Origin of the sequence: Nitrospira sp. ND1 (genome assembly GCF_900170025.1) — a bacterium.
Lineage (GTDB): Bacteria > Nitrospirota > Nitrospiria > Nitrospirales > Nitrospiraceae > Nitrospira_A.
In genome coordinates this window covers 2,617,157-2,635,886 of record NZ_FWEX01000006.1, presented here as the reverse complement: position 1 = coordinate 2,635,886, position 18,730 = coordinate 2,617,157, and the positions used below count along the sequence as shown (strand labels likewise).

Below are 18,730 nucleotides of genomic sequence, written 5' to 3'. Positions count from 1 at the left end.
CCTCCACACACCCTAGTCAGCCGGCTAGGCAGTCAGCAGGCGGTCGACCACCGCACATAGGTCCCGCACCGCGTCCGCAGACGCCTGCAGTGCGGTGCGTTCCTCAGCGGTCAGCTCATATTCAACGATGGATTCTCCTCCGCTGCGCCCCAAGGTCACGGGCACACCGACGATGACATCCTTCAGCCCGTATTCCCCCTCGCAGAACATGGCGCAGGGCATCACGCGCTTCTGGTCGTTCATGATCGCTTCGACCATATCCACCGCAGAGGCGGACGGCGCATAAAACGCGCTGCCGGTTTTGAGGAGCCCCACGATTTCGGCCCCGCCGTCCTGCGTGCGCTTAATCAAGGCTGCCAGCCGCACCGGAGACAATCGATCCGTAATCGCCTTTCCGGCCACCGTCGTTTGCCGAACCAGCGGCACCATCGTATCCCCGTGCCCTCCCAACACCATCGCTTGCACCTCCGTGCCCGGCACATTCAATTCTTCGGCTACGAACGACCGCAAGCGCGCCGTATCCAGGACACCCGCCATCCCGAGGACTCGTGATTTCGGCAGTCCGCTGACCTGTCGCGCCACATGCACCATGGCATCCAACGGATTCGTCACCAAAATAAGGATGATGTTCGGCGAACGCGATACCAGTTCCCGCACCACGGTTTTCACGATTTTGGCGTTCGTCGCCAGGAGTTCGTCCCGGCTCATGCCCGGTTTCCTGGGAATTCCCGACGTGATGACGGCAATGGAGGACCCGGCGGTCTCGTCATACCCATTCGTCCCGACGACGCGGGTGCTGTACCCGCACACCGGCCCGGCCTGTGTGATATCCAAGGCCTTGCCCTGCGGGATGCCCGGCACAATGTCGACCAGTACGACATCGTACGCATTTTTCTCCGCCAGCCGCTGCGCGACCGTTCCGCCGACATTCCCCGCGCCCACTACCGTAATCTTTGGTCGTCCCATCATCCCACCTCGTGAAGCGTGAAACGTGAAGCGTCAAGTGCAAGAGGTCCCTTACACTCACCGTTTACCCTTCACGCGTGTTCGTGACCCGTCCAGCCGCCGACCTTAAAATTGATCGTGCAGACAAAATTATCGCCGTCATAAAAATTCACTTTGATTTTCTTCTTCCCGTAGTGTGCCGCGAGAAACTCTTCGGGCGCATCCACCAATCCCTGGTACCCGCCGGCGGGATACTCGCCCAGTTCGTGGAATACCACGATCATGCCGGCTTTGACTTCCTGCAATATCTTCGCGGTACAACGCGGATAAATCTCCCAAAACTTGGCGTCGATCTCCTCCCGCGTCGGTTCCGGCCGTTCCTCTCCCGGCTTGGTATCACGATTCGCAAATTTGGCCTGCCGTCTCACATAGGGATATTGATGGCCGGTAAATAACTTGTAAAGCCACGGTGGCACAGTCGGTCGTGTCGGCTGCTCAATCATCGTTCGTATGCTCCAGTGCTGAAAAGGCCTCGCGCACGACCATTCAGGCCGTCAGCCGATGGTAAATCCTCGGAAGCTTCTCCGGCAACCCCTCCACCCGATCAATCACCACATAACGCACATCCCCGTACATTTGACGCAGATAAGGATCCGCCTGCTTGTCGATCGTAATGCAGACCGGGTCAATACCGCTGGCACGGGCTTCCCGTAGCGCCATGCGTGTATCTTCCAGGGAATAGTCATCCTTGTAGCCGTCGTCCAATGGGCGGCCGTCGCTGATGACCACCAGAATCCGCGTCTTCGCCTGACGGGCGAGCAACTTGCTCGTCGCATGCCGGATGGCCGCGCCGTCGCGATTCTGTTGCAGGGGCACAATCCCCCCCAACTTAGCTCCCGCACGCCCGGTCACGAGTTCGTCGAACCCCTTCACGACTACAAAATCCACCTGGTTCCGACCCTGCCCTGAATAGCCGTACACGGCGAATTGATCGCCGATCGCCGTCAGCGCTTCGCACAGGAGCACGAGCCCCTGCTTTTCAATGTCAATAATCCGCCGCCCCTGCTCGACCTGACGACTGGTCGATCCGCTGAGATCCACCAAAAATGCAGCGGCGACCTCGCGTTCCCGCTTTTCACGCCGCACATAAATCCGCTCCGACGGCTCGATGCCCGCCGACAGATCAGCCATCCGACCGATCACGGCATCCATGTCCAGATCTTCTCCATCCAACTGACCGGGAATGCGCCGGAGCCCGGGTGGGCGCAGACTCTCGAAATAGCGACGCAACAGCGTGACCGTTCCCCGTTGGGCCGCGAGGGTCTCCTCCACAAAGTCCGATGTCCCTTCAATCGCCTCGCGCTCAACCACCCGGCACCAATTCATTCGGTAGTCCTGAATGGCAGCATCCCACTCACGGTAACGAACCGCCTTGACCGCGCCGACCGTTTCATCCTCAGGACGAGCCCCCTCGCCTTCAACCGCCAGAACCTCCTCCACGAGCGAGGGCTGTCGGCGGCCGGGGACAAGCACATCTTGCGACATCTGCTGCGAACGCGCGGTGCCCGCGCCTGACGAACCTCCGGCATCACCGGCCAAACCCGCGCCGCCTTCGCTATCACCCTGGCCGGATGCCGCACTCGGTTCGGGAGACGATTCCGTTCGGTCGCGCACCAGATTGGGATCCATCGCGCCGCGATAGTCCCAATTATCCATCGGCCGGTACGTATCGGACAGGTCTTCCGACGACTTGGGCGCCGGGATGGATTGTTCCGGAGCCTCCGCTTCGTCCTGGCTGGGAATGGCCTCGCGACGAACGGCTAATAACTCGTCCATCCGCGCATAGAGGCGGTCCGCCAGGCGCACCGCATCCTCGGCGGTGGCCCGAGGATGGTAGATCGTCCGGCAAAGCGACCAGAGCTGATCGACTTCGCTTTTGACGGCGTCCGGAACGATGACCGATCCGCCATCCGTCGTGGTGAACAGCAGGAGTTGATCGACCACTAATTCGCGCACCGTCATGCCATGCGCAAGACTTCGAACGTTCACCGCGTCTTTGGCAACGGATGCCAGGTCACGGCTCAAGCCGGGATACTCGGCGCGCAACAGGTACTCAACCCTGGCATCCTCCACCAGAGCCCAGAGGTCGCGGATCAGGCCGGGCTGCGGATACCGCGTAAACACATTCCCCAAAGTCCGGGCTTCATTCGGCACAGCCCGCCCATAACGCTGCGCAAGGTCCTCAACCAGGTCCTGCAACCTGACAATAGGCAAGTCGAACGTGCCGAACTCGAGGTGTCCGGCCTCATGCGCCGCCATGACCATATAGAGACGCACGTTTTCATCGTAGGTCGGATACCGCCTGACGAGGGACGGCAGGCCGATGCTCTGCCCGTCTTCACTCACCGTGGCACGAGCCATCGGCTGGGTCGATTCGAGAGAGTCGGGGAGATCGTGAATGCGCACATCGCGACCACAGAGCGCCTGCGCGAACAATTTGACGCGCCGGGCGATCTGCCGCAGCGGCACGCCGCTCATGGCCTGAGACACGGCGCCCAAGGCCTTCTCCGTTTCCATCGCGAAGTAGGCCCGCCCCCCCTCCAGGCTGTACTCCAGCACTTCCATGCCGGAAGCAAACCAGGACTGGAACTTCTCCTGCGCTCCCTCACCGGATCCGATCAAGGCGATCAATTCAGGGCAGCGTCGAAGATAGGCCAGCGCCGTCTCAGCGTCACGCTCGGCGACCAGCAGCCCGTAACGGAGCACCTGAGTCCGCCATTCCTCCGAAAGAAGACGGCGGAGCATCGCAGGCGCCTCCGCCAATACCGCAATACCCGATGCCGGCGAACGCTCGGCCATCTGCGCTCCGATGCCGATCACCTGATTGCGGTGTGACGGCCCGGGGATATCTTCCAATATGGCCGGACTCGTTCTGAAGAATTCCAAGACTCCCAGGTAGTCCGGCTTGCCGAGACTATTCTCGACGATGAGCTTCATGCCGAACCGCACCCAGGCACGAACGGCGTCGAGTGACAACACGCGTGCAATCGAGGGAATCTGCCGGATATATTCCACCGCCAGGGCAAAATCGGTTTCCGTGAGTTCACAGGCCAGGTCCATCCACACGGGCCAATCCGCCGGAGATAAGACACCGACCGCTTCCGGAGCAATCCGGATAAATTCCACCGCCACATTGGCCTGACGGTCTGCGAGTTCTAACCCGGCAGCCAGCACAATCGCTCTGCTGGAGGGCTCGAGGAGACCGAGCAGCAGCGGACTCTCCTTAAAAAATCTCAGGGCCAACGCACCGGAATCTGCCGCGATGGCCACCCCGAGATCGACCCATGGCAGCACATCCGCCAGCAGGCCGCGACGCTGCATATCGGCCAACGCATCGATCGCAGCCTTGGCCGCTTTCGGCGCCTCTTCCGTGAGCTCGTCCAACAACACCAGGACACCATCAAGGGCATCCGGCCTGGCAGCCGAGTCGGCAATAGCCTTCACCACGGCAGCAGCCGCGTCAGGCCCGAGTTGTTCGGCCAGCAGGTCACACAGTTGTTCAGAGGAGCGCCCAGACGCCATAGTGCCAGAATCCGTTTTGGGGGAAGTTGTGGATTGTAAAGGACACAATTTCGCTTGTAAACTGTGTCTTCGCGGCGGGCAGGGACCGATGGCGCACAGGCAACGATTCACCGGGCAGTGGTAACGCGGGGGACAGGATGGCTGAACCGAGCAAAGAAAGCCTCGACAAGATGTGGAAGTATGTAAAGGGCTTCGCCGAGAAGAGCGGGACCGCCATGCACCCGAATGAAGCCGTCACCAACGCAGTGGTCCTCGGTCTCGCCGCCCACGTCGACGAGTTGGGGAAGCCGTTATGCCCCTGCAACTTCTACCCCGACAAGCAGGCCGAAGCCAAGCTGCGGCGCTGGATGTGCGCCTGTGACGAAATGCAGATGTACAAATACTGCCACTGCCTGCTCTTCGTCCGTGAAGACGGCATGCCGATCACCGAATATCTGCCGGAAGACCACGAAGGCCGCCAGTGTTACGGGCTCATCACCGATCCGACTCCGGAGAAAGGCCGCGCGCTCCGGCACAAGGCACTGCCGATGGCGCCGAAAGAAACCACTCCACCGACCACCCCGGAATCCGCCCCGCAACCGTGATCGAGTCTATGCCTCCCGGCCGGAATCCTGCCGTTGCCCTCATGCTCTCCGCCCTGTCTCTCCTGCTCGGCCTGACTACTACCGGATGCCTCCGTACGATGGAGGCGATCGACCCGAGGAGCTTGCCGATTACCTCGACCTCCGGCCAACGCTTGCAGCACCACGTGTCGTTTCTCGCAAGCCCCGAGCTGTCAGGACGGCAGCCGGGCTCACCCGGGAATCGCCAGGCTGCCCGCTATATCGAGGACCAGTTTCGAGCCGTCGGACTCGAACCCCTGCCGTCACTCGGCGGCTACCGGCAAGCCATCTCGCCCACGATCGGCGACAATCTCCTCGGCTTCATCCCGCCGACCGCCGGCTCCGCCCCCGCGCAATGGATGGTGATCGGCGCCCACTACGATCATCTTGGTTATCCATTCCTGGGTGCGGACGATAATGCTTCCTCGGTCGCCATCCTCATTGAAACCGCACGACACATGGCAGGACTCCCCCAGCACGGCATCCTATTTGTGGCCTTCAACAGCGAGGAATCCCCGTATTTCGGTAAGGCTGAGATGGGGTCGCAGTTCTTGTTTCACCACCTGCCGCCGGAAATCGGCCGTGCCGAGAATCTCCAAGCCGTCGTGATCATGGACCTCATGGGTGGCGTACAGTGGCCCCCTATCAAGGATGCGATTTTTGCCGCCGGCGCGGAAAAAAGTCCGGCGTTGTACCAGCGCGTCAAACAAGCCTCGGCACCATCGCTGACGGTCTTCCCTGTGGGGATGCACCTGGTCGAAGAGATTCCCGAAATCGGCCACAAAGCCTTCAGCGACTACGACGTCTTCCGCAACCATGGACTGCCGTTTCTGTTTCTCTCCGCCGGACGCACCCCGCGGTACCACACGGCCGGAGACGTCACCAGCACCCTGCATTACGACCGCATGGCCGCCACCGTCGAATGGCTGCGACACTTGATTGCCCTGATCGGTCAGGATGAGGCGCCCTACGGATTTCAGGCCGATCGTGTGGAGTGGGCCGATGAAGTGGTGTCGTTCCGAGAGATCGTCAACCGGGCGGTTCAAGACGAGACGCGGATTCCAGGCACGTCGCGATGGTCGTTGCGTAAATTGAGGCAGGATGCGGAGTGGCTGCGGGATGCCGATCGTTCAGCGCCGACGCCGCAGGACCGTGATCGACTGGAGCGGATCTCGATCCGTGTGCAATGCCTGATGGCCGACTACTCCGGCTGTTTCACCTTTTGATCGATCCGGCCTGTGCACGCGCAGAACATCAGATGCATCGCTATTGCCAGCCGGTCGTCTCATATCCTTTTTCTTTGAGACAACGTTCAACGAAGGCCGCATAGTCCGGCTGCGGTTGCAGTGGTTTGTAGGTCCCGGCAAGGAAACCCAACACCCCCCCGACGGACGCTCCCACCGCCGCCCCGCCGACAATCCCCAACGTGGCGCCGGCGCCGGCGTTTCCGCTCCGATTGGTCCCGTGCTGCAAACCGGCGCGTTCCGCTTTCTCTCCGCACACCGCCGCGTCACGTGCCGCCTGGTCTTTGCCATACAGCTGTACTCGAGTGTTGGATTTCAGGATGGGCTCTGGCCCGGCACAGGCCACGAGACCGATCGTGACCAGGAAAATCAGGCAGAATGACGATCGCGACGCCTTCACATCCGCACCTCTCTGCGTGCCGAACAACCGGTTTGTACCCGCCCAATTGAACCTGTCTGCCCTGTCCTAGTCATCGGATTACCTCGGATGCTTTTCCCCGGGCGACGCCTCCGGACAGCAAGGCTCGCGATCTACCCGCCGCTCATGTCATTCCAGGTGGAGTTGTGCGCGCACCTGTTCTACCGATCGCCCCTTGACCAAGACGCGTTTCTGGCGACTTCCCGCGCCGCTCAGGATGTGAACCGCGCTTAACGGCACATCGCAGAGACGGGCGAGAAATCGGCACAATTCGTCGTTCGCCGCGCCGTCAGCCGGCGGCGCGGCGATGCGAATCTTCACCGCGTGCCCATGCAGACCTGCACATTCACTGCGGGAGGCTTTCGGCTGAACATGGACTGAAATGGTCACGCCCTCGGATGTGGCGCGAACGGCCTGTTCGCGTTCAGTGGCCTGACGCTCTCGCATGGGGGTGCGGCTGGTCGCCGAGCTCCTGCAACCACCGCCTCACCGCGTCGCAGTGGGCGGATGCCTCAGAATATCGCCTTCACGACTTCGATGATGCTGCGCAACATGTCCGGATCATCGGTAATAGGACGGGCAATGGCGACATCGCAGGCTTGATCGGCCGGTACGCCCTGCCTGATCAATGTGGCCGCATAAATCAGCAGTCTGGTGCTCACGCCCTCTTCCAGTCCGTGATTCTTGAGATTGCGAACTTTCTCCGCAATCTTGACGAGACGCTGCGCAACCTCGAGGCTCACGCCGGCTTCATGCGCCACCACCCGGCTCTCGACATCGGGCAAGGGGTAGTCGAACTCGATCGCCATGAACCGTTGCTTGGTGCTCTGTTTGAGATCTTTCAGAATACTTTGGTAGCCGGGGTTATAGGAAATCACGAGCATGAAGTCATCGACCGCTTCAATGACCTGCCCCTTCTTCTCGATCGGCAGCAGGCGCCGGTCGTCACTCAAGGGATGGATAATGACAGTGGTGTCTTTCCTGGCTTCGACGATCTCGTCCAGGTACACGATGGCCCCCTGCTTGACGCCGAGGGTCAGCGGGCCGTCCATCCAGACCGTTTCCTGCCCCTTCAACAGATACCGGCCGACGAGATCGGAAGCCGTGAGATCTTCATGGCAGGCCACGGTAATGAGCGGGCGCCCCAGGCGATAGGCCATGTGCTGGACGAACCGCGTCTTCCCGCATCCCGTCGGCCCCTTCAGCATCACCGGCATGCGACTCTGGGCTGCAATCGTGAACAACCCGACCTCGCCCCGCACTTCGGCATAAAACGGCTCGCGCGCGATCCGATACCGATCGATCTCCTGTTCCTGCCCTTTCGGCACCGATGCCGTTCGCCCTTCGCTCATTCCGACACTCCTACATTGAATTGAATAACCTGCATGGTGCGCCACGATAAACGGAAACGAGCGGGAAGTTCAAGCAGCCGACTGAAGACAGGGAAAGCCCCGCGCTCTTGCGCGGTACGGTCAGGCGACTTTCGATCCATCGAGCACTTCTCGAACCTTTTGCGCCAGGGTCGTGGGTGTGAAGGGCTTCTGCAGGAAGGAATGCTCGGTATCGATCCCTCCCTTGGAAAAGGCCGGGTGATCCGGATAACCGGACATGTACAGCACTTTCACCTCCGGACGAACCGTCGCGAGTTTTTCGGCGACTTCCGGTCCGCTCATCTGCGGCATGACCACATCCGTGAGCAGCAAATGAATCGGACCGGCATGTTTCGCGCCGGTGAGCAACGCTTCAATCCCGTGCCGGGCCTCGAGCACCGTATATCCATGCAAGCGCAGCGTTTCATTGACCAACCGTCGGACACCCGGCTCGTCCTCCACCAACAACACCGTCTCGCGCCCTCTGACCGAGTCCCCTCCGACCGCGACGGATTCGGTCTCCGTTGTGGCCGATTCCACACGCGGGAAGTAAATCTTAAAGGTCGCCCCACGTCCCGGCTTGCTCTCGACCTCGATACAGCCGCCACTTTGCTTGACGATGCCATAGACCGTCGAAAGACCGAGCCCCGTGCCCTTGCCCTTCTCTTTGGTCGTAAAAAACGGCTCGAAGACGTGCGACTGCGTATCCTCGTCCATGCCATGGCCGGTATCGCGCACGATCAACGCCACATAGGAACCGGGCTCGGCGCCCATCGGCGGACGGTTCCTGCGTTGCCCGAACTGCACATTGCTGGTTTCCACCGTGAGGCGGCCACCGTTCGGCATGGCATCGCGGGCATTCACCGCAAGATTCATGATGACCTGCTCCACCTGACCGGGATCCGCCTTCAGCTGCCCCAACCCCGGATCCAGCACCGTGCAGAGCTCGACGATGTCCTCGCCGAGCAACCGTCGCAACATGCCTTCCATATTGTGGATCACCGAATTCAAATCCAGCACTTTCGGCGCAATGAATTGGCGGCGACTGAACGCCAACAGCTGTCCGGTGAGACCGGAGGCGCGATCCGCCGCCTTCTTCACTTCCTCCAGTTCCTTCCGGAATCCATCCGTGGGCGCCAGGCGGCTCAACACCAGTTCGCTGTATCCACGAATCACCGTCAGCATGTTGTTGAAGTCGTGCGCCACGCCGCCGGCCAGCCGTCCGACGGCTTCCATTTTTTGCGACTGCTGGAGCTGCGCTTCCGTGCGCCGCAACGCATCCTCGGCCCGCGCGCGTTCACCGAACTGGCCGATTTTCAGTCCGACATCGGCCACCATCTTCAATAGCTGCTCGTCCGGCTGCTTGATCTCGCGTCGGAACAACTCGATCACACCCTCCACTTCGGTGCCGACCCGAACGGGAAATCCGAAGGCCCCGTGTAACCCCACTCTGGCAGCGGCACCACCGCGAGGGAAATTGGCCTCCTGCACCACGTCTTTGATCCACGTCGGTTCCCCGGCCTGCCAAATCCGTCCGGGGAGTCCCTTGCCGATCGTAAAGGTATGTCGCCAGGTGTCCAACACAAACTCTTCGGCGTTTAATGCGGGCGACTGCCAGACATCCAGACAACGCAGCACACTTCCCTGCCGATCGAGCCGCCAGAATACTCCCAACTCCCATTCGAGACTTTCGCAGATGGCCTGCAGGATCTTCGGCCCCGCTTCTTCCAGCGTCCGCGATTCCGCCAAGACGCGCGTGACCGCGTACTGAGACGCGAGTTGGCGCTCGGTACGTTTCCGAGCCGTAATATCCCGGATGAACGCGCTGAAAATATAGGCATCGCCCAGCCGGGCAGGAGAAATGGTGATTTCGACGGGAAACTCATGGCCGTCGCGGTGGGATCCCATCATCTCAATCCGTCGATTGAGGAGTGCGCCCTGCCCGGTATCCAGGAAATGGCGCAGTCCGCGCTCATGCTCGTCCCGATCGCGCACAGGAATCACCGTCTCGGACACGCGGCGGCCGAGCGCTTCCTCCCGCTCCCACCCGAAAATATTGACCGCCTGCGCATTCCAATCCGTAATGATGCCGCCCGCATCCATAGAAATGACGGCGTCCAGCGCCGTATCGACGATGACCCGGTTGCGTTCCTGACTCTGCAGCAACGCGGCCTCCGCCGCACGCGCCCATTCACTTTCCTGCTGCGCCTGACGATGCTGTTCACGCAATCGACCGGTGGCCCAGAGCAACAGGCCGACCATCGGAAGCCAGACGACGACACCGGCCATGCCCAGTTTCCACATCATGGCGCGAATCGGCAGAAGAATGAGGTCACGATCCATCCGCAGCAGGATCGTCCACTGCAATCCGGAATAGTCGCTATACCCCTTGGTTTGAGAATAACCCGTGACGACCGGGACGTGACGGCGAACATGCATCTCTTCGACGTAGCCCGCCTTGCCGGACCGGCTCAACAGCACCGATGGTAACCCGAGTTCTGTGAGATTCACCCGATCGATACCGGAGGAAGCTGAGTCCACAAACACGACACCGGCTTTCGTCAGGAATTGATACTCGAAGGGGCCGGCGGAGCCATCGGTTTGTTGAATTTCACGGACCGTTTCAATGAGGACATCCTCCAGCATCGGCAGCCCGATGCGGGTCGTCACGGCACCGAGAAACTGGCCGCCGACACTCAGAATGGGGGCCGTAAAGGCCACGGACTCGATCTTATGATTCGATTCATGGATCTCGACTTCATCCACCTGCACGGTTCCGGTCTGCCGCACCCGGTCGAACCAGCCGCTTCGACTATAGTCCTGGCCGATCACGGAGGAGTCCGTCGCCGCCACCATACGCCCATGGGCGTCCGTCACGCCCAGCCAGAGATAGACCGGCGCATAGGTTTCCTTCATCCACTGCAGATATTCGTTGATGTATTTTTTATCGAGGGCGCGATCGGAAAAGGCTCGAGCCATCATGCGAACATCCGCATGACGTTCGAACAACAACCGATCGAGTTTGTCCGCGATTTCAGCGGAGGCCAGCGTCAGATTTTCTCCGGTCGCCTCGACCATTCGCACTTCAATGGAGCGGAGCATCACCACGCCGATCACAAGCGCCACAATGGTCACGCCGACGATCAGGACCGGCAACCAGGGATAGGACCGACGCGGGGAACCGGCTGGAAGCGAGGCGGCCATACTCAGGACTCCGTCACAATGTAGTTTGGTAACAATCGTGCGGGATGATACCACTGCTTGGAACGGGCCAGACTCGGCAGGCCGGAATCATCCATCGTGTTGATCCAACATGCCCCTTTCGCGCGAGCTTGGCGACAGAATTCACGAAACACAAACGGCCCGAGCCCCACAATATCCCGATCGGCGACTTCCAGCAACACACAAAACACCGACGGGTTGAGCCACAGGCCCATCGTATAGGCCCGAATACGGCCTCCAACCCGAACCACTGCGCCGATCAGCCCGAGTTCGGCAGCGTCAGACAATGCCGTCTCATGCGCGCCGGCGGCATCCTCCAACAGCGCACAGGCCCAGTCATCAGAACCGGCCTGCTGCTTCTGTTCCCGCCATTCATGAAACAAGCTGACACAGGCTCTTTCGTCCCGCGGCTCATAGGGCTCAAGCATCCCGCCCCGTTCCCTGATAAATCGATTGCACGCGGCCCGCGGGGATTTAAACGACTCGCCGGACAAGTCGGACAGAGCTGACGCGTCGTAGAGATAGTCGGGCTCTTTCGCAGTCGCACGGTAGCCCAGTGCGCGAACCTCATCGACACAGGCCTCCGGCACATTCTCGACCCGCGTGACCCGGGAATCGCCGTTCCGCTCACGCATGAACCGCAAGGCCTCGGCCAACGGCTGCGCGAGAGGACCAGGCCCAAGCGGGGGCAGGGCCATGAACAGGCCATCGGGACAGTCGGCGAACAAACAGAGATGGTCGTGGAGAACAGCCCAGGAATAGGTCACGCGATGTCGCCAGATGTAATGGTAGGCGAAGGAAGCGGCTGCGAGCGGCGTTCCCTGAACACCGGCGCTGACGGCGAGCGCCGCGTCCATGCGCCCCCGATCCCCGAGCGTGAAGGCCTGCGTCCTCACCCGCATTCGCCCCTGCTGCAGCCGTTCGGTCACGCGTTCGAGCGGCCGCAACACGATCACGTCCTCCTGGAATCGCCCAATGAGCCTGGGATACCGCACAAGCGTCTCCACCCTGGCATCCTGCTCGATCCATCCGGCAATTTCGTCGGCAGCCTGAGCCACGAGCGGTGAAGACTGGTCCCTCATATACGGACACTTCGTGTCCCATCCCAACAGCACCTGCTCATGCCTGGCATCCCACATCAAGGCAAACGGGTAGAGTCGGCAATCGAGGGGACGGACCTCATAGATGCGACACCGCGAGGTTGCGCAATCGAAGGCCGGACAGACGTACCCGTCCCCTTCCGGATTCGGCACCAGATCGATTTGTGAGCCATCGGGGTTTGGGAACAACGCAGGGGCAAGCCCGGCCGCGATTGCGGTCCCGATTTCGTCAGCGGTAAAGAAGGGCCGCAGGAAACTGTCCCGCTCCGGGAACCGGCAACAGACATCGCAACTGAGGCAGGCGGAACTCGGCACGATCTGCAGGAGAGCATCACCCCCGGGACGAGAAGGATTTGTCGGGACAATTGGCACGAATGAACTCGTCATGAGCTGTGGGCGCATTGTAGCACTAACAAGTGGAGCGTCCTACTATTCGAAACGTTTCACCCCCGCGTTGCCGCGCTCTCACGGGGCGGTAACGAGTCGTTCTTCGAACAGCTCCGGCGCTCCGCCGACTTGTACCGGTGTCAGAGGCCATGGTACGATTTGCTCACCTCGAATCCAAACGCGAGTGCGAGGCATGCGACTGCGCTGCGAGTCTCGAGGATATTGCATTGGCACTGGCACAACATTCACGTGAGCCATTGAACTCCGACGAAGCCCGCCGACGTTGTCTCGCAATTCGTGATGTTCTCGTTCGCGCCGGGGTCTACGGCCCGGCCGAAACCGGCGACGGCGCGGCAACGACCGACTCCTCAATTCCGACGCCACGGTTCCGCCTGGCGCCAACGCCATTTCCGCTCTCCTCCTCGGACGTCACGTTTTTTCAGGAACTGGGACAGGACCTCCTCTCCTTCTATCGGGCTCTGAACCGTCTGTATCAGGACAGCACCCGCGGAACTCAGCCCGCCTGGGTGGCGGCCTATCTCGACCAGGGCAAGCCGGAATCGCTGATCACCTATAGCCGGATGAACCGTTTCCGCAACCTCATTCCCGGCATCATCCGCCCCGACGTGATTCCGACCACCGATGGGATGGTGATCACAGAGCTCGATTCGGTACCGGGGGGGATCGGCCTGACCGGTTGCCTGACTCGCGCCTATGATGATCAGTTCACCATCGAGCGCCAGTCCCCCGGTCTGCCGCCTGAGCGTTCTCCTCTGATCGCGGGGCGTGACGGGATGTTACAAGGATTCGCCGCCATGCTGCGCGCCCAGCAAGGCGACCAGGAAGGGTGCCTCGCGATTGTCGTTTCCGATGAGGCCAAGGAATACCGGGCAGAGATGGAATGGATGGCCCAACGATTGCGTGAGATCGGGTACCAGGCCTTCTGTGTCGAACCACGGGCGGTTCATTTCTCGGAAGAGGGCCTGTTTCTTCAGGAAGAAACCGGACCACGGCCGATCGGTTTGCTGTACCGCTTTTTCGAACTGTTCGACTTGAAGAACATCCCCAAGGCTGAACTCGTGATGTATGCCGCCAAGAAGGGGCAGGTGACGGTCACGCCACCCTACAAACCCGCGCTTGAAGAAAAGCTGGCGTTCGGCCTGTTTCACCATCCGGAACTGGCTCCGTTTTGGGAACAGGCATTACGTCCCGAAACCGCCATCAACTTGCGACGATTGCTGCCGAGAACCTGGATCCTCGACCCACAACCGGTGCCTCCTTCCGCGGTCATCCCGCACCTCACGATCAGCGGTCGCGCGGTGTCGGACTTCAGGCGCTTAGCCCAGACCACCCAAAAGGAACGCCAGTTAGTGCTCAAACCATCAGGATTCTCTGAGCTGGCCTGGGGCAGCCGTGGCGTGTCCATCGGGCACGACCTGCCGCAGGTCGAGTGGGCCACGGCATTGGAGCAGGCGCTCCAGGCATTCCCGACGACGCCCTATGTCCTTCAGGAATTCCACAAGGGCCGCCTGTTCGAGTTGTCCTATTTCGACGAGCGGAGCGACACGGTGGTCCCGATGTCCGGGAGAGTCCGCCTGTCACCCTATTATTTCGTCGTCGGCGATAAGGCCGAACTCGGCGGGATTCTCGCGACCCTCTGCCCTGCCAACAAGAAAATCATCCACGGTATGGTCGACGCGATCATGGCGCCCTGTGCCATCGCGCCAAACCTCGCGTCATAAGGTGACCTGATGATCGCTGCAGCAGAACCGGTTCATTTGCAGATATCTACTCAACCTTTTTCCCCATAGGTACTCATGGCCCTGACGCTCTATCATGTCCAATGGTGCCCGGATTGTGCGGTCGTTCGGGACCGTCTGGACGAACTGAAACTCTCTTACGAAGACGTGGTGGTTCCGGACTTTCGTCCGATGCGCACACAAGTCTTCGAGGTGTCGGGCCAATACTATGTCCCGGTCCTGAAAGACGGAGACACCGTTCTGACGGAAACCCACGACATTCTTGCTCACCTGCACACACAGTACGACAAGGCACGCCCGTGAGGATCTCGCCCGGATCTCCAGCGCGAGCGCCGATCACGGACCGACCCCGATCCCTCGGGCAGGCGCCGGCCTGCACGGCTCGGCCACTTAGCAATTTTTTGACAAACAGTCGTCGCCCATGTGCTTTTCAGAGCCGGCTGCGATCACGTATTTCCATACGCATCACCTACAGGCCGTTCCAAAAGGCCGCCCAGCAAGGCCGCAGCGAGCGAAACGGCGAATCGTACTCGTGCCGTACGGTGAGCCGCTGTGCGGTGCGAGAACGCCGCTGGCGGACTTTTTCAACAGCCTGTTAGAAAGGATAGAGACGTGGAGGACTGGAGACGCATCCTGGCTCAGAGCGTGGTCAAGCCGAAGGATTTGGCGGATCGGCTCGGTGTCGATCCGAAGGAAATCGAGGACATCGTGGGGGACTACCCCATGCGGATTACGCCGACCGTGCTGGCCACCATCAAGGAAAAGGGCGATGCGATCTGGAAACAAGTCGTGCCCGATCGCGCGGAGATGGCCGATGCGGATGCGGAAGACGATCCGCTCGAAGAAGATCTGATGAGCCCCGTGCCCCACCTGGTTCACCGGTACCCCGACCGCGTCCTCTTGATGGTCACAAATCAGTGTCCGATTTATTGCCGGTTTTGCACGCGCAAACGGCTGGTGGGCAAACCGGGCTTCCTCAAGAAAGGGGAGCTGGACCGGGCGATCGCCTATCTGCGCGACCATCAGGAAGTGCGGGATGTGATTTTGTCAGGAGGCGACCCGCTCCTGCTGCCCGATCACCTGCTGGAACGGATTCTCAAATCCCTCCGGACCATTCCCCACTTGGAACTAATCCGGATCGGCACACGCGTACCGGGCAGCCTGCCGGAGCGCATCACACCGAAGCTCTGCGAGATCATCAAGAAATATCATCCATTCTATATGAACCTGCACTTCAACCACCCGGACGAACTGACCCCGGAGGTGAAACGCGCCTGCGGGATGCTGGCCGATGCCGGGGTTCCCCTCGGTGCTCAGACTGTGTTACTGAAGGGGGTCAACGACGACCCCGAGATCATGAAACGTCTGATGCATCAATTGCTACTGGCACGCGTGAAGCCCTATTACCTGTATCAAGCCGACCTGACGAAGGGGACGAATCATTTCCGGACGTCGGTGGAAACCGGCCTCAAGATCATCAAGTCCCTGCAGGGCCACACCAGCGGCATGGGCGTCCCCCACTTTGTAATCGATGCTCCCGGCGGCGGAGGCAAAATTCCACTGTTGCCCGCGGACTACCTGGTCAACCTGGACGAAGACAGCGCCGTGTTGAGAAATTACGAAAACAGGACCTTCCACTACCCCCAGCCCAGCTCCACTCCAGGACGTGAACTGCCGATGGTCGGCGCCCATCCCTCCTGGGCCTCCACAGGAAACGGCTGCGACGGAGGGGGGGAACACCTGTGACCCGTGCCGCTTCTTCAAAAGGGATTCTGCCGTATCAGCACATCACGCAGCTGATTGCCCGTGAGTCCATCACATCGGACCATCCGATCGAAGACCGGCAAATCCAGCCGGCCAGTCTGGACTTGCGGCTCGGAAAGAAAGCGTACCGGCTGATCAGCAGCTTCCTGCCGGAATTGTCGGCTATCAGCAGCCGCCTCAATGCGCTCGACTTTTATCAGTCCGACCTCGTGATGTATGAGATGGACCTCACGCAGGGTGCCATCCTCGAGAAGGGACATGTGTATCTGGTTCCGCTCCTCGAACAACTGGACCTGCCGGCCACGCTCCGGGCACGCGCCAATCCCAAAAGCACCACCGGACGGCTGGATGTCTTCACCCGCGTCGTCACCGACCTGAATGCCGGCTTCGATGAAATCCGGGCCGGCTACCGGGGCCCGCTCTATCTGGAAGTGGTGCCACGCTCCTTCGCCATCAAGGTGCGCACGGGTGACTCCCTGAATCAGATTCGTTTCGTGCGCGGCGATGCCACGGTCTCCGACAGCGCCCTGCAGAAGCTGCATGGGACCGATCCGCTGCTCTTTCGTAATGCCTCACCCCCGAAGCCGCTGCCGCAGAAGGAGTTCCGTACGGAGCGCGGCCTCTTCCTGCGGATCGACCTCACCGGAAGTGCGCGGGAAGATGCGGTCATCGGCTACCGGGCCAAGAAGAACAGCCATGTCATCGATCTGGCCAAAATCGGACATTATGCGGCCCTGGACTTCTGGGAACCGCTGAAACGGCACCGGCAAGACAGCCTCCTCCTGGAACCGGAGGAGTTTTATATCCTGGCGTCGAAAGAACGCATTCGGGTCCCGCCTGGGTATGCCGCCGAAATGGTCGCCTACGAAGCGGCCTGCGGCGAACTGCGCACCCACTATGCCGGCTTCTTCGACCCGGGCTTCGGGTACGGAGACGGCAAGATGCGGGGCACTCAGGTCGTCCTGGAAGTCCGCCCACACGATGTGCCGTTCCTCATTCATGACGGGCAAACCTTCTTCAAAGTAGTGTATGATCGAATGCTCACGGTGCCGACACAGGTATATGGAACGGCACTCGGCTCGTCATATCAACGACAAGCCCTCACCCTCAGCAAGCATTTTAAGGCCTAGACATGGCACCACCCAGCGACCTTCCAGATCCTTCGACCCGTCCGTCCAGGCCCCCGTTGCACCGCCCGGACGACGAAAGCAATGTAGACCGCCAGACGCATGTCGTCGGGATGATGGTCGGCACGGCCTTGATGTTCATCGGCTTTTTGGACGTGTTCCTCTCTATCAGCGGTGGATTCGAGATCAACGTCGTGCCCCTGCTGATCTACTTCAGCGGCATCGCGGTCTGGGCCAATGCCGTGGTCGAAAATCCGACGATCCGGTACTCCTTGATGGCGGGATCGGTTCTGATCAGCCTGGCATTTTTTCACTATGGCGAAGTGCTGTTCTGGCATAAGCAGGTGGTGTTCTGGTCCACCGTCGTCGTGGTCATGTATTTCATGTTCAACGAGCCGAAACAGGCAACCTGAAGACTCCGTGCCCTGCCCATCTTGAGATCGGGCCGGTGAATTCATCGCTCTTCCTCCCGCACCGATGACCATTGCCGTCATCATCCCGGTTCTCAACGAAGCCTGCGGTATCGGGCAGACCCTCTCACACACGGCCACGCTCGGATTCGACGAGCTCATCGTCGTGGACGGCGGCAGTTCGGATCAGACCTGCGCCGTTGTGGAGTCGTGTGCCGGCCGCCTTCAGAACAGGCCTTGCTCAGGCCCCGCACCAGCCTCGCCGACTATCCGTCTTCTGAAGGCGGCCGCGGGGCGCGCGCGCCAGCTCAACGCCGGTGTAGCCGGCAGCCGCTGCGAGGTGCTCCTGTTCCTTCACGCCGATACGTACCTCCCCACCGACGCCCGGCAGGCCATCTCCACCGCGCTGTCCGACGAGGCTTGCGTCGGCGGACGCTTCGACGTCCGCTTCGACTCCCCTCGTCCGATAGCCCGACTCGTCGGACACATGATGAATCTGCGCTCCCGCTGGAGCGGCATTGCCACAGGCGACCAGGCCCTCTTCGTCAGACGGGATGTCTTCGAGCGGACCGGACGGTTTGCGGAGATTCCGCTGATGGAAGACATCGAGTTCTCCCGTCGCCTCAAACGAGCAGGACGCCTTGCTCCATTGCGTAGTCAGGTCGTCACCGCCTTCCGTCGATGGGAACGGAACGGCCCCGTCCGAACAATTCTGTTGATGTGGACCCTCCGCTTCCTGTACTGGATCGGAGTCAGCCCCTATCGACTCCAACATTTTTATAGCATTGTGAGATAAACC

The 18,730-nt window shown here is 60.7% G+C and carries 16 protein-coding genes; 8 read left to right on the top strand and 8 right to left on the bottom strand.

The window, feature by feature from the left end:
- Window positions 1-24: 24 nt before the first annotated feature.
- The 3 genes from mdh to NSND_RS17360 all read right to left on the bottom strand — a co-directional run bounded on the left by mdh (window position 25) and on the right by NSND_RS17360 (window position 4,527).
- Complete coding sequence (mdh, locus tag NSND_RS17370; protein ID WP_080880921.1) at window positions 25-966, bottom strand: malate dehydrogenase; 942 nt, start codon at window positions 964-966, stop codon at window positions 25-27.
- Between the two features lie 71 nt (window positions 967-1,037).
- Window positions 1,038-1,448, bottom strand: coding sequence for a hypothetical protein (locus NSND_RS17365; RefSeq protein WP_080880192.1), 411 nt, complete (start codon window positions 1,446-1,448; stop codon window positions 1,038-1,040).
- A gap of 43 nt (window positions 1,449-1,491) precedes the next feature.
- A complete protein-coding gene (locus tag NSND_RS17360; protein WP_080880191.1) occupies window positions 1,492-4,527 on the bottom strand; it encodes a nitric oxide reductase activation protein NorD in 3,036 nt (1,011 codons plus the stop codon).
- 137 nt (window positions 4,528-4,664) lie between these two features.
- On the opposite strand from NSND_RS17360, the gene NSND_RS17355 reads away from it, so the two are divergent.
- Together NSND_RS17355 and NSND_RS17350 are read left to right on the top strand one after the other, a co-directional pair.
- On the top strand, window positions 4,665-5,111 hold the full coding sequence (locus NSND_RS17355; RefSeq protein ID WP_080880190.1) for a ferredoxin-thioredoxin reductase catalytic domain-containing protein: 447 nt from the start codon (window positions 4,665-4,667) through the stop codon (window positions 5,109-5,111).
- Window positions 5,112-5,119: 8 nt separating this feature from the next.
- A complete protein-coding gene (locus tag NSND_RS17350) occupies window positions 5,120-6,355 on the top strand; it encodes a M28 family metallopeptidase (RefSeq protein ID WP_080880189.1) in 1,236 nt (411 codons plus the stop codon).
- Between the two features lie 40 nt (window positions 6,356-6,395).
- Here NSND_RS17350 and NSND_RS17345 read toward each other — a convergent pair whose 3' ends face one another.
- From NSND_RS17345 to NSND_RS17325, 5 genes are all read right to left on the bottom strand, one after another.
- The gene (locus NSND_RS17345) at window positions 6,396-6,773 is read right to left on the bottom strand and encodes a hypothetical protein (RefSeq protein ID WP_080880188.1); all 378 of its coding nucleotides are present in this window, start codon (window positions 6,771-6,773) and stop codon (window positions 6,396-6,398) included.
- A gap of 147 nt (window positions 6,774-6,920) precedes the next feature.
- On the bottom strand, window positions 6,921-7,238 hold the full coding sequence (locus tag NSND_RS17340) for a DUF167 domain-containing protein (RefSeq protein ID WP_080880187.1): 318 nt from the start codon (window positions 7,236-7,238) through the stop codon (window positions 6,921-6,923).
- Window positions 7,239-7,303: 65 nt separating this feature from the next.
- Entirely contained in the window at window positions 7,304-8,143 is an 840-nt protein-coding gene (locus tag NSND_RS17335) for a CbbQ/NirQ/NorQ/GpvN family protein (RefSeq protein WP_080880186.1), read from the bottom strand.
- 120 nt (window positions 8,144-8,263) lie between these two features.
- On the bottom strand, window positions 8,264-11,365 hold the full coding sequence (locus tag NSND_RS17330; RefSeq protein ID WP_080880185.1) for a PAS domain S-box protein: 3,102 nt from the start codon (window positions 11,363-11,365) through the stop codon (window positions 8,264-8,266).
- Window positions 11,366-11,367: 2 nt separating this feature from the next.
- A complete protein-coding gene (locus NSND_RS17325; protein WP_159450855.1) occupies window positions 11,368-12,855 on the bottom strand; it encodes a phosphatidylglycerol lysyltransferase domain-containing protein in 1,488 nt (495 codons plus the stop codon).
- A 242-nt stretch (window positions 12,856-13,097) separates the two neighbouring features.
- Between NSND_RS17325 and NSND_RS17320 the strand changes: the two genes are divergently transcribed.
- The 6 genes from NSND_RS17320 (at window position 13,098) to NSND_RS17295 (ending at window position 18,727) form a co-directional block, all read left to right on the top strand.
- Window positions 13,098-14,612: a cupin domain-containing protein gene (locus tag NSND_RS17320; RefSeq protein WP_235000292.1), complete on the top strand. Its 1,515-nt coding sequence runs from the start codon at window positions 13,098-13,100 to the stop codon at window positions 14,610-14,612.
- 75 nt (window positions 14,613-14,687) lie between these two features.
- A complete protein-coding gene (locus tag NSND_RS17315; protein WP_080880182.1) occupies window positions 14,688-14,933 on the top strand; it encodes a glutathione S-transferase N-terminal domain-containing protein in 246 nt (81 codons plus the stop codon).
- A 309-nt stretch (window positions 14,934-15,242) separates the two neighbouring features.
- Entirely contained in the window at window positions 15,243-16,376 is a 1,134-nt protein-coding gene (locus tag NSND_RS17310; protein ID WP_080880181.1) for a KamA family radical SAM protein, read from the top strand.
- Window positions 16,373-17,524 (top strand): 2'-deoxycytidine 5'-triphosphate deaminase, encoded by a 1,152-nt coding sequence (locus NSND_RS17305; RefSeq protein WP_080880180.1) that lies wholly within the window; start codon window positions 16,373-16,375, stop codon window positions 17,522-17,524. The genes NSND_RS17310 and NSND_RS17305 overlap by 4 nt, the downstream gene beginning before the upstream one ends.
- A gap of 2 nt (window positions 17,525-17,526) precedes the next feature.
- Window positions 17,527-17,934, top strand: a complete 408-nt coding sequence (locus NSND_RS17300) for a hypothetical protein (RefSeq protein ID WP_143833606.1) — start codon at window positions 17,527-17,529, stop codon at window positions 17,932-17,934.
- 64 nt (window positions 17,935-17,998) lie between these two features.
- Window positions 17,999-18,727, top strand: a complete 729-nt coding sequence (locus NSND_RS17295) for a TIGR04283 family arsenosugar biosynthesis glycosyltransferase (protein WP_080880178.1) — start codon at window positions 17,999-18,001, stop codon at window positions 18,725-18,727.
- Window positions 18,728-18,730: the final 3 nt, after the last annotated feature.

What these genes read in the sequence shown, in the direction of transcription:
- NSND_RS17315 (WP_080880182.1), top strand. Translation starts at nt 14,688, where the DNA reads ATGGCCCTGACGCTCTATCATGTCCAATGGTGCCCGGATTGTGCGGTC.
- NSND_RS17365 (WP_080880192.1), bottom strand. Translation starts at nt 1,448, where the DNA reads ATGATTGAGCAGCCGACACGACCGACTGTGCCACCGTGGCTTTACAAG.
- NSND_RS17335 (WP_080880186.1), bottom strand. Translation starts at nt 8,143, where the DNA reads ATGAGCGAAGGGCGAACGGCATCGGTGCCGAAAGGGCAGGAACAGGAG.
- NSND_RS17340 (WP_080880187.1), bottom strand. Translation starts at nt 7,238, where the DNA reads ATGCGAGAGCGTCAGGCCACTGAACGCGAACAGGCCGTTCGCGCCACA.
- NSND_RS17295 (WP_080880178.1), top strand. Translation starts at nt 17,999, where the DNA reads ATGACCATTGCCGTCATCATCCCGGTTCTCAACGAAGCCTGCGGTATC.
- NSND_RS17360 (WP_080880191.1), bottom strand. Translation starts at nt 4,527, where the DNA reads ATGGCGTCTGGGCGCTCCTCTGAACAACTGTGTGACCTGCTGGCCGAA.
- NSND_RS17300 (WP_143833606.1), top strand. Translation starts at nt 17,527, where the DNA reads ATGGCACCACCCAGCGACCTTCCAGATCCTTCGACCCGTCCGTCCAGG.
- mdh (WP_080880921.1), bottom strand. Translation starts at nt 966, where the DNA reads ATGGGACGACCAAAGATTACGGTAGTGGGCGCGGGGAATGTCGGCGGA.
- NSND_RS17355 (WP_080880190.1), top strand. Translation starts at nt 4,665, where the DNA reads ATGGCTGAACCGAGCAAAGAAAGCCTCGACAAGATGTGGAAGTATGTA.
- NSND_RS17330 (WP_080880185.1), bottom strand. Translation starts at nt 11,365, where the DNA reads ATGGCCGCCTCGCTTCCAGCCGGTTCCCCGCGTCGGTCCTATCCCTGG.
- NSND_RS17350 (WP_080880189.1), top strand. Translation starts at nt 5,120, where the DNA reads ATGCCTCCCGGCCGGAATCCTGCCGTTGCCCTCATGCTCTCCGCCCTG.